The sequence below is a fragment of the Achromobacter sp. genome (assembly GCF_032102605.1).
In the GTDB taxonomy this organism is placed as follows: Bacteria; Pseudomonadota; Gammaproteobacteria; order Burkholderiales; family Burkholderiaceae_B; genus Achromobacter.
The window spans coordinates 369,917-384,521 of record NZ_DAMDGT010000004.1 but is presented as its reverse complement, the minus strand read 5'-3'; the positions used below and the strand labels follow the sequence as shown (position 1 = coordinate 384,521).

Below are 14,605 nucleotides of genomic sequence, written 5' to 3'. Positions count from 1 at the left end.
CTTAAATGCTCCAGAGGATTTGCGCGAAGTAAACGACCGAACCGACCAGCCAGAGGATCGTCAGCACTTGCAGCAGCAGGCGCACGCCCACCGACTTGACGTAGTCCATCCAGATGTCGCGCACGCCAATCCAGGCATGCCAGGCCAGCGCAATGAATGCAAGGGTGGCCAGGATTTGACCAACCGGAAGAACGCCCACGTAGAAATTGAACAGCGCGGTCCAGTGTTCGTACGTGAAGGCCGGCATCATCAGGATGCCGATGAGCAGCACCAGCGTATACACGGCCATGATGACGGCCGTGATGCGCTGGATGATGAAATCCATGACGCCATAGTGGGCGCCAACGACCAGGCGCTTGGGTCCGTAGTTTTTAGCGGCGGCCATTTACAGCACTCCGAACAGTTTGAGAGCGAACACGAGGGTCAGCGCGAGGCTGACGCCGAACACCACGCCGGCGCTCTTCTTGGCCGACAGCTTGTCGATACCGATGTGCAAGTCCAGCAGCAGGTACCGGATGCCCGCACAGAAGTGGTGCAGGTAGCCCCAGACGAGGACCAGGAAGACAAGCTTTACGATCGGGTTGCCGGCGTAGGCGGCCACGGCCGCGAACGTCTGAGGCGCGGCCACGCTGGCCGCGAACAGCGGCAGGATGACCAAGGGAAGACAGAGGAACAACAACGCGCCGCTGACGCGGTGCAGAATGGACAGCTTGCCGGCCAGGGGCAGGCGGTAACTGGCAAGTTGCGCAATACCAATATTGCGAAACTGCGGACGTGGCTTGGCAGCGGTGTCGGACATGACGGCCTCGGTGTTTCGGAACTAGGGAATCGTTACGGCAAAAATGCCGAGCCCTTGCGGGCAAACACGGTATTTTCGCCCAGAGAATGGGTTGGTATCAAATCGTAGGTAAAAAGCTCATCAATTCAGACTATTGCGGTAGTGGTATCGATCGGTCAAGTACAACCCCCGGCGGATTTCCATGGGGCGGTCACCGTACGTGTAAGACACCCGGTCTACCTGCAACAACGGCGCGCCGGCGGCAACATTAAGCAGCGTACAGACTTCGGCCGGCGCGGCGACCGCGCGCAGCTTCTCGTCCGCGCGCACCATGCTCACGCCGAACTCGGATTCAAACAGGCCATAGAGCGGCGCCTTGTTGGCGGTCAGCAGCTCGAGGGTAAGGCCACGGAAAATGGAGCCGGGCAACCAGATGTCGTCCAGCACGGTAGGTGTCTGCCCCATGGACAGCAGCCGGCGGATCATGACGACGGTTTCGCCGGCGCGCAGGTCCAGCGCCCGGGCGATCTCGGCGGGCGCGCGCAGGCGCCGGCATTCCAGGATGCGGCTTTCCGCGCGGCCGGCCTCGCCCTCTTCGTCGGGGGCCAGGCGCAGGAATCGGTAGCGCACGCGGGCTTCGTGATGGGTGGCGACAAAGGTGCCCTTGCCCTGGCGGCGCAGCAGCATGTGCTCGGCCGCAAGCTCATCGACCGCCTTGCGCACCGTGCCCTGGCTCACCTGAAAGCGGGCGGCCAGATCGATTTCGCTGGGGATGAGCTCGCCGGGCTTCCATTCACCGCGTTCGAGGCTTTGGACAAGCAGATCCTTGATCTGGCGGTAGAGCGGACTGAAAGCGGCCCCCTCGCCCGTTGGACGGGCGGCGCGAGTGCGTAAGGAGGTTTCGGGCCGAGGCTCTGCCATGGATCTTCTTGAAAATGTCATGTTTATCCGGATGAATGGGCAGGCGGCGCAAAGGATGCAAACCCATCCGCAATGCGCTGCCGCCGCCGGTGTTCTGGCTTGATACAGGCGCGCAGCCAACAGGGGCTGCGGCGCATTCGAATAAACGCTCTATTGTGGCATATCGGGAGGCGAGCTGTCCAACGTCTTATGTCTTATATAAGATAGAAGAGCAATTGACGCACACGTAAATTCGATCTAGGATTCAAAGCTGCCCGGGCCCCGCGCCGGACGCCCGCGCGCCCTGCGGCGCGCGCGTCATTTCCCGGGCAACGATTACACTGATTGGTGAGATTTCTTTCTCGCCAAAACCATTACGGAGAACGTCCATGTCCAAGCCTGCCTTGCGTGTCGCCGTCACCGGCGCCGCCGGCCAAATCGGTTACGCACTGCTATTCCGCATCGCCTCGGGCGAAATGCTGGGTAAAGATCAACCCGTCATCCTGCAACTGCTGGAAATCCCCGACGAGAAAGCGCAAAAGGCCCTGAAGGGCGTCATCATGGAACTGGATGACTGCGCTTTCCCGCTGCTGCAGGAAGTCACCGCTCACAGCGACCCGCGCACCGCCTTCAAGGACGCCGACGTTGCCCTGCTGGTTGGCGCCCGTCCGCGCGGCCCCGGCATGGAACGCAAGGACCTGCTGTCGGTCAACGCCCAGATCTTCACGGCTCAGGGCAAGGCCCTGAACGACGTCGCCAGCCGCAACGTCAAGGTCCTGGTCGTCGGCAACCCCGCCAACACCAACGCCTACATCGCCATGAAGTCGGCGCCGGACCTGCCGGCCAAGAACTTCACCGCCATGCTGCGCCTGGACCACAACCGCGCCCTGTCGCAACTGGCCGCCAAGTCCGGCAAGGCCGTCGCCGACATCGAAAAGCTGGTCGTGTGGGGCAACCACTCGCCCACCATGTACCCCGACTTCCGCTTCGCCACCGTCGGCGGCGAATCGCTCTCCAAGCTGATCAACGACGACGCCTGGAACCGCGACACGTTCATCCCCACCGTGGGCAAGCGCGGCGCCGCCATCATCGAAGCCCGTGGCCTGTCCTCGGCCGCTTCGGCCGCCAACGCCGCCATCGACCACGTCCGTGACTGGGTCCTGGGCAGCAACGGCAAGTGGGTCACGATGGGCATCCCGTCGGACGGCTCCTACGGCATTCCGGAAGGCATCATCTACGGCGTGCCGGTCACGACCGAAAACGGCGAATACAAGCGCGTCGAAGGCCTGGAAATCGACGCCTTCTCGCGTGAGCGCCTGGACTTCACGCTGAAAGAGCTCCTCGAAGAGCGCGACGGCGTCAAGGACCTGCTGAAGTAAGCAGCGCGCAGTAAAAAGGATTGGGCCCGTTCATGCGGGCCCAATCCTTAAGCAGGACCGGAACATACACCTGTCTCTCTGCCCAAGCCGCAAGCGATTGTCGCGCAGGGGACAGATTTATTTTTCGGACCCACGCTAAGGTCGTGGGCTACCAAGAACAGGAGACAACCATGTCCAGACCCGAATCGCCCGGCGCCCTCTTCCGTCGCGCGCTCGCCGAAGAGAATCCGCTGCAGATCATCGGCGCCATCAACGCGAACCACGCACTCCTGGCCAAGCGCGCCGGCTACCGCGCCATCTACCTGTCGGGCGGCGGTGTCGCCGCGGGCTCGCTGGGCCTGCCGGACCTGGGCATCAACACCATGGACGACGTCCTGACCGACGTGCGCCGCATCACCGACGTCTGCGATGTGCCGCTGCTGGTGGACATCGATACCGGCTTCGGCCCGTCCGCCTTCAACATCGCCCGCACCGTCAAGAGCCTGATCAAGTTCGGCGCGGCCGCCTGCCACATCGAAGACCAGGTCGGCGCAAAGCGCTGCGGCCATCGTCCCGGCAAGGAAATCGTCACCACCGAGGAAATGGCCGACCGCGTGAAGGCCGCGGCCGATGCGCGCACCGACAGCGACTTCTATCTGATCGCCCGCACCGACGCCATCGCATCGCACGGCGTGGACGCCGCCATCGAACGCGCGCTGGCCTGCGTTGAAGCCGGCGCCGATGCGATCTTCGCCGAAGCCGCCTACGACCTCCCCACCTACGACCGCTTCGTCAAGGCGGTCAAAGTGCCGGTGCTGGCCAACATCACCGAATTCGGCAAGACGCCGCTCTTTTCAGTGGAAGAACTGAAGAGCGTGGGCGTGGGCATGGTGCTGTACCCGCTGTCGGCCTTCCGCGCCATGAACAAGGCCGCCGAGGCCGTGTACACCGCCATCCGCCGCGACGGCCACCAGAAAAACGTGGTCGACCTGATGCAGACGCGCGAAGAACTCTACGACCGCATCGGCTACCACGAATTCGAATCCAGGCTGGACGCGCTGTTCCAGAAGGGCAAGGCCTGACCCCGCAACGCGCTGGCGACGCCGCGGCCACCCCGCAGCACCGCTAGCCACCCATTGCATCTTCCATCGCGTAAGGAAAGGAGTAGAGACATGAGCACGGCTCCCAAGAAGCAAGAAGCCAAATCGGACGCCAAGCCGGAAGAAAAAGCCGGTTTCAAGCCCAAGAAGTCGGTTGCGCTGTCCGGCGTGGTCGCGGGCAACACCGCATTGTGCACGGTCGGCCGCAGCGGCAACGACCTGCACTACCGCGGCTATGACATCCTGGACATCGCTGCCGCCAGCGAGTTCGAGGAAATCGCCCACTTGCTCGTCCATGGCAAGCTGCCCAACAAGGCCGAACTGAAGGCCTACAAGGAAAAGCTGCGCAGCCTGCGCGGCCTGCCCGCGCAGTTGCAAGTCGCCCTGGAAGCCCTGCCGGCCGCCAGCCACCCGATGGACGTGATGCGCACGGCCGTGTCGGTGCTGGGCTGCGTGCTGCCTGAAAAAGACGACCACAACACCCCGGGTGCGCGCGACATCGCCGATCGCCTGATGGCCAACCTGGGTTCGGCCCTGCTCTACTGGTACCACTTCAGCCACAACGGCCGCGTCATCGACGTGCAGACCGACGACGACAGCATCGGCGGGCATTTCCTGCATCTGCTGCACGGCGAAAAGCCCAGCGATGAATGGGTCAAGGCGATGCACATCTCGCTGAACCTGTACGCCGAACACGAGTTCAACGCGTCCACGTTCACGGCACGCGTCATCGCCGGCACGGGCTCGGACATGTTCTCGGCCATCTCCGGCGCAATCGGCGCGCTGCGCGGCCCCAAGCACGGCGGCGCGAACGAAGTCGCCTTCGAAGTGCAGAAGCGCTACGAGACGCCGGAAGAGGCAGAGGCCGACATCCGCCGCCGCGTGGAAGCCAAGGAAGTCATCATCGGCTTCGGCCACCCGGTCTACACGGTGTCCGACCCGCGCAACAAGGTCATCAAGGACGTCGCCAAGAAGCTGTCCAAGAAGGCCGGCACCACCAAGATGTTCGACATCGCGGAACGCCTGGAAACGGTCATGTGGGACGTCAAGAAAATGTTCCCCAACCTGGACTGGTTCTCGGCCGTCAGCTATCACATGATGGGCGTGCCCACCGCCATGTTCACGCCGCTGTTCGTCATCGCGCGCACGGCGGGCTGGTCGGCCCACATCATCGAGCAGCGCATCGACAACAAGATCATCCGCCCCACCGCGAACTACGTGGGCCCGGAAGACCAGAAGTTCGTGCCCATCGACAAGCGCAAGTAAGACGGCATCGAGGGCGCGGCATGGCCACCTGTATTCACTTCCCGAAGAGGTACTGCTATGTCTGCCCCGATCTCGAACGTACGACCCGATCCCGACCAGGTCCTGGCCGATATCGCGGACTACGTCCTGAACTATGAAGTCAGCAGCGAACTCGCGTACGACACCGCGCGCAACTGCCTGATCGACACGCTGGGCTGCGGCCTGGAAGCGCTGGAGTACCCGGCGTGCCGCAAACTGCTGGGGCCTGTCGTCCCCGGCACCATGGTGCCCAATGGCGCCAAGGTGCCGGGCACGCAGTTCCAGCTGGATCCCGTCCAGGCCGCGTTCAACATCGGCGCAATGATCCGGTGGCTGGACTTCAATGACACCTGGCTGGCCGCCGAATGGGGCCATCCTTCCGACAACCTGGGCGGCATCCTGGCCACGGCCGACTGGCTGTCGCGCACGGCGGTTGCAGCGGGCAAGCCGCCGCTTTCCATGCGCGACGTGCTGACGGGCATGATCAAGGCGCACGAAATCCAGGGCTGCATCGCGCTGGAAAACTCCTTCAACAAGGTAGGCCTGGACCACGTGGTGCTGGTCAAGGTGGCGTCCACGGCCGTGGTCGCCCAAATGCTGGGGCTGAATCGCGACGAAGTGATCAACGCCGTATCGCTGGCGTGGGTCGACGGGCAAAGCCTGCGCACGTACCGTCACGCGCCCAATACCGGCAGCCGCAAAAGCTGGGCGGCCGGCGACGCCACCAGCCGGGCGGTGCGGCTGGCGCTCATCGCCCGCACGGGCGAAATGGGGTATCCGTCCGTCCTGACGGCCAAAACCTGGGGCTTCTACGATGTGCTCTTCAAGGGCCAGCCGTTCAAATTTCAGCGTCCCTATGGCAGCTACGTGATGGAAAACGTACTGTTCAAGATTTCGTTCCCCGCAGAATTCCATGCGCAGACCGCGGTGGAATGCGCCATGCAGGTGAACGCCAGCCTCAAGGCCCTGGGCAAGACCGCGGACGACATCAAGAAGATAACGATCCGCACCCACGAGGCCTGCCTGCGCATCATCGACAAAAAGGGTCCCTTGGACAATCCGGCCGACCGGGACCACTGCATCCAGTACATGGTGGCCGTGCCGGTGCTGTTCGGACGCCTGACCGCCGCCGACTACGAAGACGAGGTGGCCCGGGACCCGCGCATCGATGCGCTGCGCGACAGGATCGTCTGCGTGGAAGATCCGGCCTATACCAGCGACTATCACAACCCCGCCAAGCGCTCGATCGCCAACGCGCTGACCGTTGAATTCAATGACGGATCCGCGCTGGATGAAATCGTCTGCGAATATCCCATCGGCCACAAGCGGCGCCGGAACGACGGCATCCCCCTGCTTGAGTCCAAGTTCCGCACCAACCTTGCCCGCGTGTTTCCTCCGCGCCAGCAACAGCGCATCCTGGCCGCCTCGCTGGACCAGCAAACGCTGGAAGCAATGCCGGTCCACGAGTACGTGGATCTTTATGTGATCTGAGCGGCGTGCGCCGCCACGGGCTTCCGGGCACGCGGTCGGCGCCGTTCGAAAAAGCCCGTCACCCCGCCGGGCCGCCCCCAGGCAGAGCGCCTGCGCGGGGACGGCACGCCGGCCAGGCGAGCGCGTCGGGGGCATACAATGCGGCTTTCCTCGAACGGATCACGCCATGGCCATGCTTTGGGTCAAGACCTTTCACATCGTCTTCATCGCTTCCTGGTTTGCCGGCCTGTTCTACCTGCCGCGCATCTTCGTGAACCTGGCGCAGCATTCGGACGAGGCCGTCCAGACCACGCTGCTGGGCATGGCCCGCCGCCTGTATCGTTTCACCACCATCCTGGCCATCGTGGCGGTCATTTTCGGGATGTGGCTTTACCTGGGCTATCGCATCGGCGTAGGCCCCGGCAACGGCTGGATGCACGCGAAGCTGTTTTTCGTGCTGCTCGTCATCGGCTACCATCACGCCTGTGGCCTCATGCTGCGTAAATTCGAACAGGGCAAGAACACCCGTTCGCACAAGTTCTATCGCTGGTTCAACGAAGTTCCCGTCTTGCTGCTCTTGGTGGTGGTGGCGCTGGTCGTCGTCAAACCCTTCTGATACCCCTACCTTTGCACATTCGCCAGGATTCGTATGTCCTCTGATGAACAGGACCGTTCGCGCAAGACGCTGACGATCAAGAAAACGGCGCGCGACGCGCAGGCCGAAGGCGCGCCCAAGCGCACCCGGACCGGGGCGCGCGCCCGCCTGGTTGCGCAGATCGAGCGTACCCGGGATAGCGTCGAACGCCAGAAAGATCCCGTTGGCTACCAGCGGCGCCAGGAAGAGGAAGCGCGCGGCGCGCGCAAGTCCTCCGCCGGCGGCCGAGGCGGCCCGACTGGCGGCCCGGCATCTCGTGGCGGCCAGTCCGAGCGAGGACCATACGAGCGCAATCAACGGGACCGCGCTGCGTCCGATCGCGGCCCGCGTGACCGTGGCCCGGCCGACCGCAGCCCGGCCGATCGCGGCCCGGCCGACCGTGACCGTCCGGCGCGGGGCGCCCGGGACGATAGCCGCCGCGACGCCGGTCCCGGCGCGCGCGCCGGGCGACCGACGCAGCGCGCGCCGCGCCTGCGGGACGACCAATACATCGCCCCGGCCACGCCGGCAGGCCGCTTCTACGATCCGTTCGAGGACGACGGCCCCGCGCCCGAATTCGCCCCCGAGCCCGATTTCTCGCATGAACCGGATCACGCGGAAGAAGCGGATCACGCGCAAGAACCGGATTTTTCTCGCGAACGCACTGCGCCGCGCACTGAAGTTCGCAGCCGGCGCCCTCGCGAATCCCGTCAGGCCGAAACGTTCACCGTTTTCGCCCCCTGCCCCCAAGGCATGGAAGAGGCCCTGACGGCTGAAATGCAGGCGTTGGGCTATGACGACGCCAAAGCCGGCCGGGCGGGCTGCTCATTCACGGCCGACTGGTCGGGCATCCAGCGCGCCAACCTGTATTCGCGCCTGGCCACTCGCATCCTGGTGCAGGTGGCCCACGCCGAGATCTCGCACGAAGACGACATCCTGGATCTGGCCCGCGACACGCCCTGGGAGCGCTGGTTCGGCGCCGAACAGACGCTGCGGGTGGACACGTCGGCCATCAAGAGCCCGGTGCAAAGCCTGCAGTATTGCAACCTGCGCGCCAAGGACGGCATCTGCGACCGCCTGCGCGAACTCGAAGGCGAGCGCCCCAGCATCGACACCGTGCGGCCTGACGCGCGCGTGCACCTCTTCCTGACGGGCCATACCGCCACGCTGTACCTGGACACGTCCGGCGAATCCCTCTTCAAGCGCGGCTGGCGCCTGGACAAGGGCGAAGCGCCGCTGCGTGAGAACCTGGCGGCCGGCATGCTGGCGCTGGCCGGATGGGATCCGGCGGCGCCGCTGGTGGATCCTTTCTGCGGCTCCGGCACGATCCTGATCGAAGCGGCCTGGATCGCGCTGGGCGTGCCGCCCGGCATTTCCCGTCCGTTTGGCTTCGAGCGCCTGCGCGACCACGATGCCTACCGCTGGCGCGATCTGAAGGAAGACGCCCGAGCGCGCATCCTGCCGCAACTGGACGCCCCGCTGGTGGGCTACGACGTCAATCCGCAAGCGATCGAGTTTGCCCGGAACAACGCCGAACGCGCCTGGCTTACGGCCGATTCCATCCGCTTCGAGGTGGGCGACGCCCGCCACGTGACCGCGCCCGCGGACCATGGCTGGATCGTCACCAACCCGCCATACGGCGAGCGCATGGGCGCCGAGCAGGTCGCCGACCTGTGGCGTGAATGGGCCACCTGCCTGAAGCACAACTTCGCAGGCTGGCAATTGCACGTCATCACCAGCGACCTGACGCTGCCCAACCAGATGCGCCTGAAACCCAAGCGCCGCGTGCCGCTGCATAACGGCTCGCTGGATTGCCGCCTGTTCGGATTCGAGCTGGTGGCCGCCGGTTACCGGGACGCCTGAGGCCCTTTACGCCCAAGCGCCGCGCTGCGCCCCGGGGTGGCTAACCCCTTAGGCAAGCGCACGCGGCGCGTTGTAAAAGCGCCGCAACATGCCGGCGCTATCTTTGCTTATGGTGCCTTGCCGCGCAGTTTTGGGGCATCATCAGCACCAAGGTGTTGCCACATTGCACCAGCTTGCACCCGCCTCTTGCACAGTTTCAGGGTAAACCCTATAATTCGGGTTATCCCTAGTAGCAAACAACTGTGCCAAGCCCGTGGAGGCTATTGTGATCAACCCGAACAACACCATCCGTCTTACCGACGAACTCGAGCGTCAATTGATGCTCCAGGCAATTGAAGAACAATTCCGTCCGCACCCGATGCGGGCGCTGGCTGCAGGGCTGCGCAAGCTGGCCCACGGCATCAAGGCCCTGGCTGGCAAGACGAGCGCCAAGAACGCGCACTCCGCTGCCTGAACACGGCCTGGGCCTTCGGGCCCGAAAGATTTTCCCCTTGGGGGCTGCATAGCCCCTTTTATAGACCCGCCCTTACCGGCGGGTTTTTTTTCGTAGGTACCCGGAGCAAGGAGCAGCAAGCACACGAGGCGGCCCCGGCGTGCGGCACCATCCCCTGCAAGGACAGCCGCCCCGCCGCCCGGCCGCCCGAAGGCGGGGCAGCCCCCTCGGGGGCCAGCTAGCACGCGAAGCGTGCGCGGCGTGGGGGCTAACCATACAGCGAAGCGTGCGCGGCGTGGGGGCTAACCATACAGCGAAGCGTGCGCGGCGTGGGGGCTGACCATACAATACGGCTCCATGAACGACGCCTCCCTCGACCAGACTCCCAATCGGCTGCGCCGATTTGCCTGCATGATGTACGAAGCCGTGCTGCTGTTCGGCGTGGTCTTCCTGGCGGGTTACCTGTTGGATACCCTGACCCAAAGCAAGAATGCCCTCGAACTGCGGGGCGCCCGGCAGGCCTGGCTGTTCATTGCGATCGGGGCCTATTTCGTGCTGTGCTGGCGACGCCGCGGGCAGACGCTGCCGATGAAGACCTGGAACATCCGTCTGGTGGACCGCGACGGCAACACGCCGTCGATGGGGCGTCTTGTCCTGCGCTATATCCTGGCGTGGCCGCTGGTGCTGGCCGGCGCAGCCGTGGTTTGGGCCGCAGCCACCGCCACGGGTTGGCCGTCGATGGACATGTTCATCGTCGCGGCGCCTTTCACGATCTTCGCCTGGTCCTGGCTTGACCCCGACGGGCAATTCTTGCACGACCGCATCCTGGGCACGCGCTTGCGCAACGCGCCGCAAGCCAAGTCAAAAAAAGCCCGCTGATCGCCCACCGGCCGCTCGCCAGACACACCTGGTAGCCGAAAGAATCCGAGTGTCGTGAATTAAGGGGCCTGTTCAGAAAGTTGACAGGCATCCGCCAAGACAATGGGGCCCCATTTATCTGACGGCTTCATTATCACCATGCGCGCTTTTCTTTCCCGCCTGCCGCTGGCACTCGCCAGCGCGCTGCTTTTCCTGCATGCGGGCGCATCCGCTCAAAACGCATCGGCCCAGCAAGAAATCGAATCGGCCACCAAAGCGGCCTTCGGCGCTGCCAGGCAAGGCCCCGACGAAGTGACCCTGGGCGACCAGGCCAAGTTGAACCTGCCGCAAAGCATGTTCTTTGTGCCGCGTCCCCAGGCCGAGCGCCTGATGCAGGCATACGGCAACGGCAAGGATCCTTCGCTCCTGGGCGTCGTGATGCCCAAGAGCGACGACGAGGACTGGGTCGTCACCGTGAACTTCGACAAGGCGGGCTATATCAAGGACGACGACGCCCGGAACTGGAACGTCACTGAATTGCTGGACAGTCTGCGCGAAGGCACGGAAGCCTCGAACGAGGAACGCAAGAAGCGGGGCTTCCCGGAATTGACGGTGGACGGTTGGGTGGAAGCACCCAAGTACGACAGCAACACGCAACGCCTGGTGTGGTCTGTCGCCGCAAAGCACAAGGGCGCGGGCGCCGACGAGGATCCCACCGTCAACTACAACACCTACGCCCTGGGACGCGAGGGCTACATCACGCTGGACCTCATCACTGAGAAAGGCCGCGTGCCGATGGACAAGGCGGCTGTGCTGGCATTGCTGGACAACCTGCACTACGTGGAAGGCAAGCGCTACGCCGATTTCGACGCCTCCACCGACAAGGTCGCCGAATACGGTCTGGCGGCGCTGGTGACCGGGGTTGCAGCAAAGAAACTCGGTTTGTTCGCCGTCATCGCGGCTTTCCTGGCCAAATTCGCCAAGGTGGCCATCCTGGCGGCCGCCGCGTTGGGTGGAAGCCTGTGGAAACTGTTGCGGGGCAAGAAGGCGGAACGCCAGCAATCCTGATCCCGGATGCGTGGACACGCCGGCCGGTCTGATCCTGCCGGTGAGCCCGCGCCGCCGCGGGCCCTCCCGCATTTCAACGTCACAACGCTGTCATGGATTCGTCATGGCTTGGTCATCGCGCGATGGTTTCATTCTCAAGCATGACCACAGCCCACAGGGACGCGACCGTGACCGAAATCCAACCTGCCCATTGGCGCGCGCTCTGGATTTCCGATATTCACCTGGGCACTGCCGGGTGCAAGGCGGAATTCCTGCTCGATTTCCTGGACCACAACGAATCGGACACCCTGTACCTGGTGGGTGACATCGTCGACGGCTGGCAGCTGCGCAAGCACTGGCACTGGCCGCGCGCGCACAACGACGTGGTCCAACGCATCCTGCGCAAGGCGCGCAACGGCACGCGGGTGGTGTTCATCCCCGGCAACCACGATGAATTCGCGCGGGAGTTCGCCGGATTTGCCTTCGGCGACATCGAAGTGCTGGACGAAGACGTGCACGTCACCGCCAAGGGACTGCGCCTGCTGGTTCTGCATGGCGACCAGTTCGACGGCGTGATCCAGCACAGCCGCTGGCTGGCGCACCTGGGCGACGGCCTTTATCAATTGGCGTTGTGGATCAACCATCATTTCAACCGCATGCGCAATCGTCTGGGCATGCATTACTGGTCCCTGTCGCAATACCTGAAGCACCGGGTCAAGAACGCGGTGTCGTTCATCACCGATTTCGAGGAAGCGCTGGCCGGCGAAGCCCGGCGCCGGGGACTGGACGGCGTGGTCTGCGGCCACATCCACAAGGCTGAACTGCGTGACGTCGGCGGCATTCTCTATTGCAATGACGGCGACTGGGTGGAAAGCCTGTCCGCCCTGGCGGAAACGCATGATGGGCAGCTGCAACTGCTGGACTGGGCGGTTCTGCAGACCGAGCGCCACCGGGACCCGGCCAGCCGCCCGCCCCGATCGCTGACGCTGCCCGCCCTTCCGTCGGCGCTGCGCCGCCAGGGCAAGTATCCGTGATAACCCTTATGCGTCCCCGTTACGCAACGAGGATATTGCAGTTCACGCCCCTCTAGGTCATGCTTGCAACTGGGTAACGGGCGCGATGGCCCGTTCACGCCGCAACATGCTTACAACATAGGGCCATGAACGACCAATATCAGGCGCTCTACCAAACATTCCGCTGGCTGGTGCCCACCCAGTTCAACATCGCGGAAGCGTGCTGCCACCGCTGGGCATCCAGCAGTCCGGATGCGCGGCGCATTGCCATCTACTACGAAGATGAATCCGGCAACCGCGAGGTCTGGACCTTCGCCCGGTTGGCGGAAGCCGCCAATCAACTGGCCAACGGCCTGGTGAAGATGGGCGTGGGGCGTGGCGACCGCGTCGGTGTGGTTTTGGGACAACGCCCTGAGACCGTGGTTGCCCACATGGCCATCTACAGCGTCGGCGGAGTGGTGTTGCCCTTGTCGGCGCTGTTCGGACCGGAGGCGCTGGAGAGCCGCCTGCGAGACTCCGAGACCCGCGTGGCCATCGTCGACCATGCTTCCAGCACCAACCTGCTGTCCATCACGGACAACTGCCCCGCGCTGCAACAGGTCATCGGAATCGGCTTCGCGGACGAGCGTGTCCTGCCGTGGCGCAGCCTGCTGGCCCGCCAACCCAACGAATTCAAGGCTGTGCAGACGCGGTCCTCGGACCCGGCCATCCTGCTTTACACGTCAGGCACCACTGGCGCCCCCAAGGGCGCGCTGCTGCCGCACAGCGTGCTGATCGGCAACCTGCCGGGCTTCGTAGCCTCGCAAGACTGGTTTCCGAAACCCGCCGATGTGTTCTGGTCGCCTGCAGACTGGGCCTGGACGGGCGGCATGATGGATGCGCTGCTTCCCACGCTGTACTTTGGCCATCCCATCGTCGGCACGCGCGGGCGCTTTTCGGTCGAGCGCGCGTTCGAGCTGCTGGAACGCTACCAGGTCACCAACACCTTCCTCTTCCCCACCGCGCTGAAGATGATGATGAAGGCGGTGCCCGAACCCCGCCACCGCTACCAGCTCGCCCTGCGCTCCATCATGAGCGCGGGTGAAAGCGTGGGCGAATCCGTCTTCGAATGGTGCCGTTCTGCGCTGGGCGTGACGCCCAACGAGATGTTCGGCCAGACTGAAATGAACTACGTGGTGGGCAACAGCAACAAGCGCTGGCCCGCCAAGCCGGGCTCCATGGGCAGGCCGTATCCGGGCCACAACGTGGCCGTGCTGGACGAGCACGGCGCGCCCGTCGCGCCCGGCGAAACCGGCGAGATCGCGGTCAACCGACTGGACATCCACGGTTTCCCCGACCCCGTCATGTTCCTGGGCTACTGGCGCAATGAAGCCGCAACCCTCGCCAAGTTCAAGGGCGACTGGTGCCTGACGGGCGACCTGGCCACCGTGGATCGCGATGGATACTTCTGGTACGCCGGCCGCGCCGACGACGTGTTCAAGTCCGCGGGGTACCGGATCGGCCCCGGGGAGATAGAAAGCTGCCTGGTCGGCCACCCGGCGGTTGCCAATGCAGCCGTCGTGCCAAAGCCGGATGCCGAACGCGGCGCCCTGGTGAAGGCGTACGTGGTGCTGACCCCGGAATTTGCCGACCGCGACCGCGCCGAAGTCACGGAAAACCTGCAGGAGCACGTACGCGAGCGCCTCGCGCCGTACGAATATCCGAAGGAAATCGAGTTCGTGGACGAACTGCCCATGACCACCACCGGCAAGATCCAACGGCGCGTCCTGCGCCTGCGCGAAGAAGAACGCGCGCTAGCCAGCGCAAGCAATACGGACGTTGGAGCAGCGCCTTCTGCCGCCCCGGCGCAGCAACCGGAGACGTAGGC

14 protein-coding genes are annotated in these 14,605 nt (G+C 64.3%); 11 read left to right on the top strand and 3 right to left on the bottom strand.

The window, feature by feature from the left end; all coding sequences use genetic code 11:
* Nucleotide 1: 1 nt before the first annotated feature.
* The 3 genes from sdhD to RT614_RS12225 all read right to left on the bottom strand — a co-directional run bounded on the left by sdhD (nucleotide 2) and on the right by RT614_RS12225 (nucleotide 1,699).
* The gene (gene sdhD / locus RT614_RS12235) at nucleotides 2-385 is read right to left on the bottom strand and encodes a succinate dehydrogenase, hydrophobic membrane anchor protein (RefSeq protein WP_056567857.1); all 384 of its coding nucleotides are present in this window, start codon (nucleotides 383-385) and stop codon (nucleotides 2-4) included.
* Complete coding sequence (gene sdhC, locus RT614_RS12230; protein WP_008161845.1) at nucleotides 386-799, bottom strand: succinate dehydrogenase, cytochrome b556 subunit; 414 nt, start codon at nucleotides 797-799, stop codon at nucleotides 386-388.
* Between the two features lie 120 nt (nucleotides 800-919).
* Nucleotides 920-1,699, bottom strand: a complete 780-nt coding sequence (locus tag RT614_RS12225) for a GntR family transcriptional regulator (RefSeq protein WP_171664171.1) — start codon at nucleotides 1,697-1,699, stop codon at nucleotides 920-922.
* 368 nt (nucleotides 1,700-2,067) lie between these two features.
* Between RT614_RS12225 and RT614_RS12220 the strand changes: the two genes are divergently transcribed.
* The 11 genes from RT614_RS12220 to RT614_RS12170 all read left to right on the top strand — a co-directional run bounded on the left by RT614_RS12220 (nucleotide 2,068) and on the right by RT614_RS12170 (nucleotide 14,603).
* Nucleotides 2,068-3,057 (top strand): malate dehydrogenase, encoded by a 990-nt coding sequence (locus tag RT614_RS12220; RefSeq protein ID WP_054429535.1) that lies wholly within the window; start codon nucleotides 2,068-2,070, stop codon nucleotides 3,055-3,057.
* A 170-nt stretch (nucleotides 3,058-3,227) separates the two neighbouring features.
* A complete protein-coding gene (gene prpB, locus RT614_RS12215; RefSeq protein ID WP_105237844.1) occupies nucleotides 3,228-4,118 on the top strand; it encodes a methylisocitrate lyase in 891 nt (296 codons plus the stop codon).
* Nucleotides 4,119-4,208: 90 nt separating this feature from the next.
* A complete protein-coding gene (prpC, locus tag RT614_RS12210) occupies nucleotides 4,209-5,402 on the top strand; it encodes a 2-methylcitrate synthase (protein WP_313622368.1) in 1,194 nt (397 codons plus the stop codon).
* 57 nt (nucleotides 5,403-5,459) lie between these two features.
* Nucleotides 5,460-6,911, top strand: a complete 1,452-nt coding sequence (locus RT614_RS12205) for a bifunctional 2-methylcitrate dehydratase/aconitate hydratase (protein ID WP_313622367.1) — start codon at nucleotides 5,460-5,462, stop codon at nucleotides 6,909-6,911.
* A 166-nt stretch (nucleotides 6,912-7,077) separates the two neighbouring features.
* Nucleotides 7,078-7,506 carry a CopD family protein gene (locus tag RT614_RS12200; RefSeq protein ID WP_313622366.1) on the top strand — a complete coding sequence of 143 codons (429 nt, stop codon included), beginning with the start codon at nucleotides 7,078-7,080 and terminating at the stop codon, nucleotides 7,504-7,506.
* A gap of 528 nt (nucleotides 7,507-8,034) precedes the next feature.
* The gene (locus RT614_RS12195; protein WP_409558458.1) at nucleotides 8,035-9,387 is read left to right on the top strand and encodes a class I SAM-dependent RNA methyltransferase; all 1,353 of its coding nucleotides are present in this window, start codon (nucleotides 8,035-8,037) and stop codon (nucleotides 9,385-9,387) included.
* A 265-nt stretch (nucleotides 9,388-9,652) separates the two neighbouring features.
* On the top strand, nucleotides 9,653-9,841 hold the full coding sequence (locus tag RT614_RS12190; protein ID WP_008161862.1) for a hypothetical protein: 189 nt from the start codon (nucleotides 9,653-9,655) through the stop codon (nucleotides 9,839-9,841).
* 336 nt (nucleotides 9,842-10,177) lie between these two features.
* Nucleotides 10,178-10,699, top strand: a complete 522-nt coding sequence (locus RT614_RS12185) for an RDD family protein (protein ID WP_313622365.1) — start codon at nucleotides 10,178-10,180, stop codon at nucleotides 10,697-10,699.
* 138 nt (nucleotides 10,700-10,837) lie between these two features.
* Nucleotides 10,838-11,746, top strand: a complete 909-nt coding sequence (locus RT614_RS12180; RefSeq protein WP_313622364.1) for a DUF2167 domain-containing protein — start codon at nucleotides 10,838-10,840, stop codon at nucleotides 11,744-11,746.
* Nucleotides 11,747-11,886: 140 nt separating this feature from the next.
* The gene (locus tag RT614_RS12175) at nucleotides 11,887-12,759 is read left to right on the top strand and encodes a UDP-2,3-diacylglucosamine diphosphatase (RefSeq protein WP_313622363.1); all 873 of its coding nucleotides are present in this window, start codon (nucleotides 11,887-11,889) and stop codon (nucleotides 12,757-12,759) included.
* Nucleotides 12,760-12,884: 125 nt separating this feature from the next.
* Nucleotides 12,885-14,603 (top strand): AMP-binding protein, encoded by a 1,719-nt coding sequence (locus RT614_RS12170; protein WP_313622362.1) that lies wholly within the window; start codon nucleotides 12,885-12,887, stop codon nucleotides 14,601-14,603.
* The last annotated feature ends 2 nt before the right edge of the window (nucleotides 14,604-14,605 follow it).

Excerpts from the sequence above, each read along its gene's own strand:
- sdhD (WP_056567857.1), bottom strand. The coding sequence starts at position 385 with ATGGCCGCCGCTAAAAACTACGGACCCAAGCGCCTGGTCGTTGGCGCC.
- sdhC (WP_008161845.1), bottom strand. The coding sequence starts at position 799 with ATGTCCGACACCGCTGCCAAGCCACGTCCGCAGTTTCGCAATATTGGT.
- RT614_RS12225 (WP_171664171.1), bottom strand. The coding sequence starts at position 1,699 with ATGGCAGAGCCTCGGCCCGAAACCTCCTTACGCACTCGCGCCGCCCGT.
- RT614_RS12220 (WP_054429535.1), top strand. The coding sequence starts at position 2,068 with ATGTCCAAGCCTGCCTTGCGTGTCGCCGTCACCGGCGCCGCCGGCCAA.
- prpB (WP_105237844.1), top strand. The coding sequence starts at position 3,228 with ATGTCCAGACCCGAATCGCCCGGCGCCCTCTTCCGTCGCGCGCTCGCC.
- prpC (WP_313622368.1), top strand. The coding sequence starts at position 4,209 with ATGAGCACGGCTCCCAAGAAGCAAGAAGCCAAATCGGACGCCAAGCCG.
- RT614_RS12205 (WP_313622367.1), top strand. The coding sequence starts at position 5,460 with ATGTCTGCCCCGATCTCGAACGTACGACCCGATCCCGACCAGGTCCTG.
- RT614_RS12200 (WP_313622366.1), top strand. The coding sequence starts at position 7,078 with ATGGCCATGCTTTGGGTCAAGACCTTTCACATCGTCTTCATCGCTTCC.
- RT614_RS12185 (WP_313622365.1), top strand. The coding sequence starts at position 10,178 with ATGAACGACGCCTCCCTCGACCAGACTCCCAATCGGCTGCGCCGATTT.
- RT614_RS12180 (WP_313622364.1), top strand. The coding sequence starts at position 10,838 with ATGCGCGCTTTTCTTTCCCGCCTGCCGCTGGCACTCGCCAGCGCGCTG.
- RT614_RS12175 (WP_313622363.1), top strand. The coding sequence starts at position 11,887 with ATGACCACAGCCCACAGGGACGCGACCGTGACCGAAATCCAACCTGCC.
- RT614_RS12170 (WP_313622362.1), top strand. The coding sequence starts at position 12,885 with ATGAACGACCAATATCAGGCGCTCTACCAAACATTCCGCTGGCTGGTG.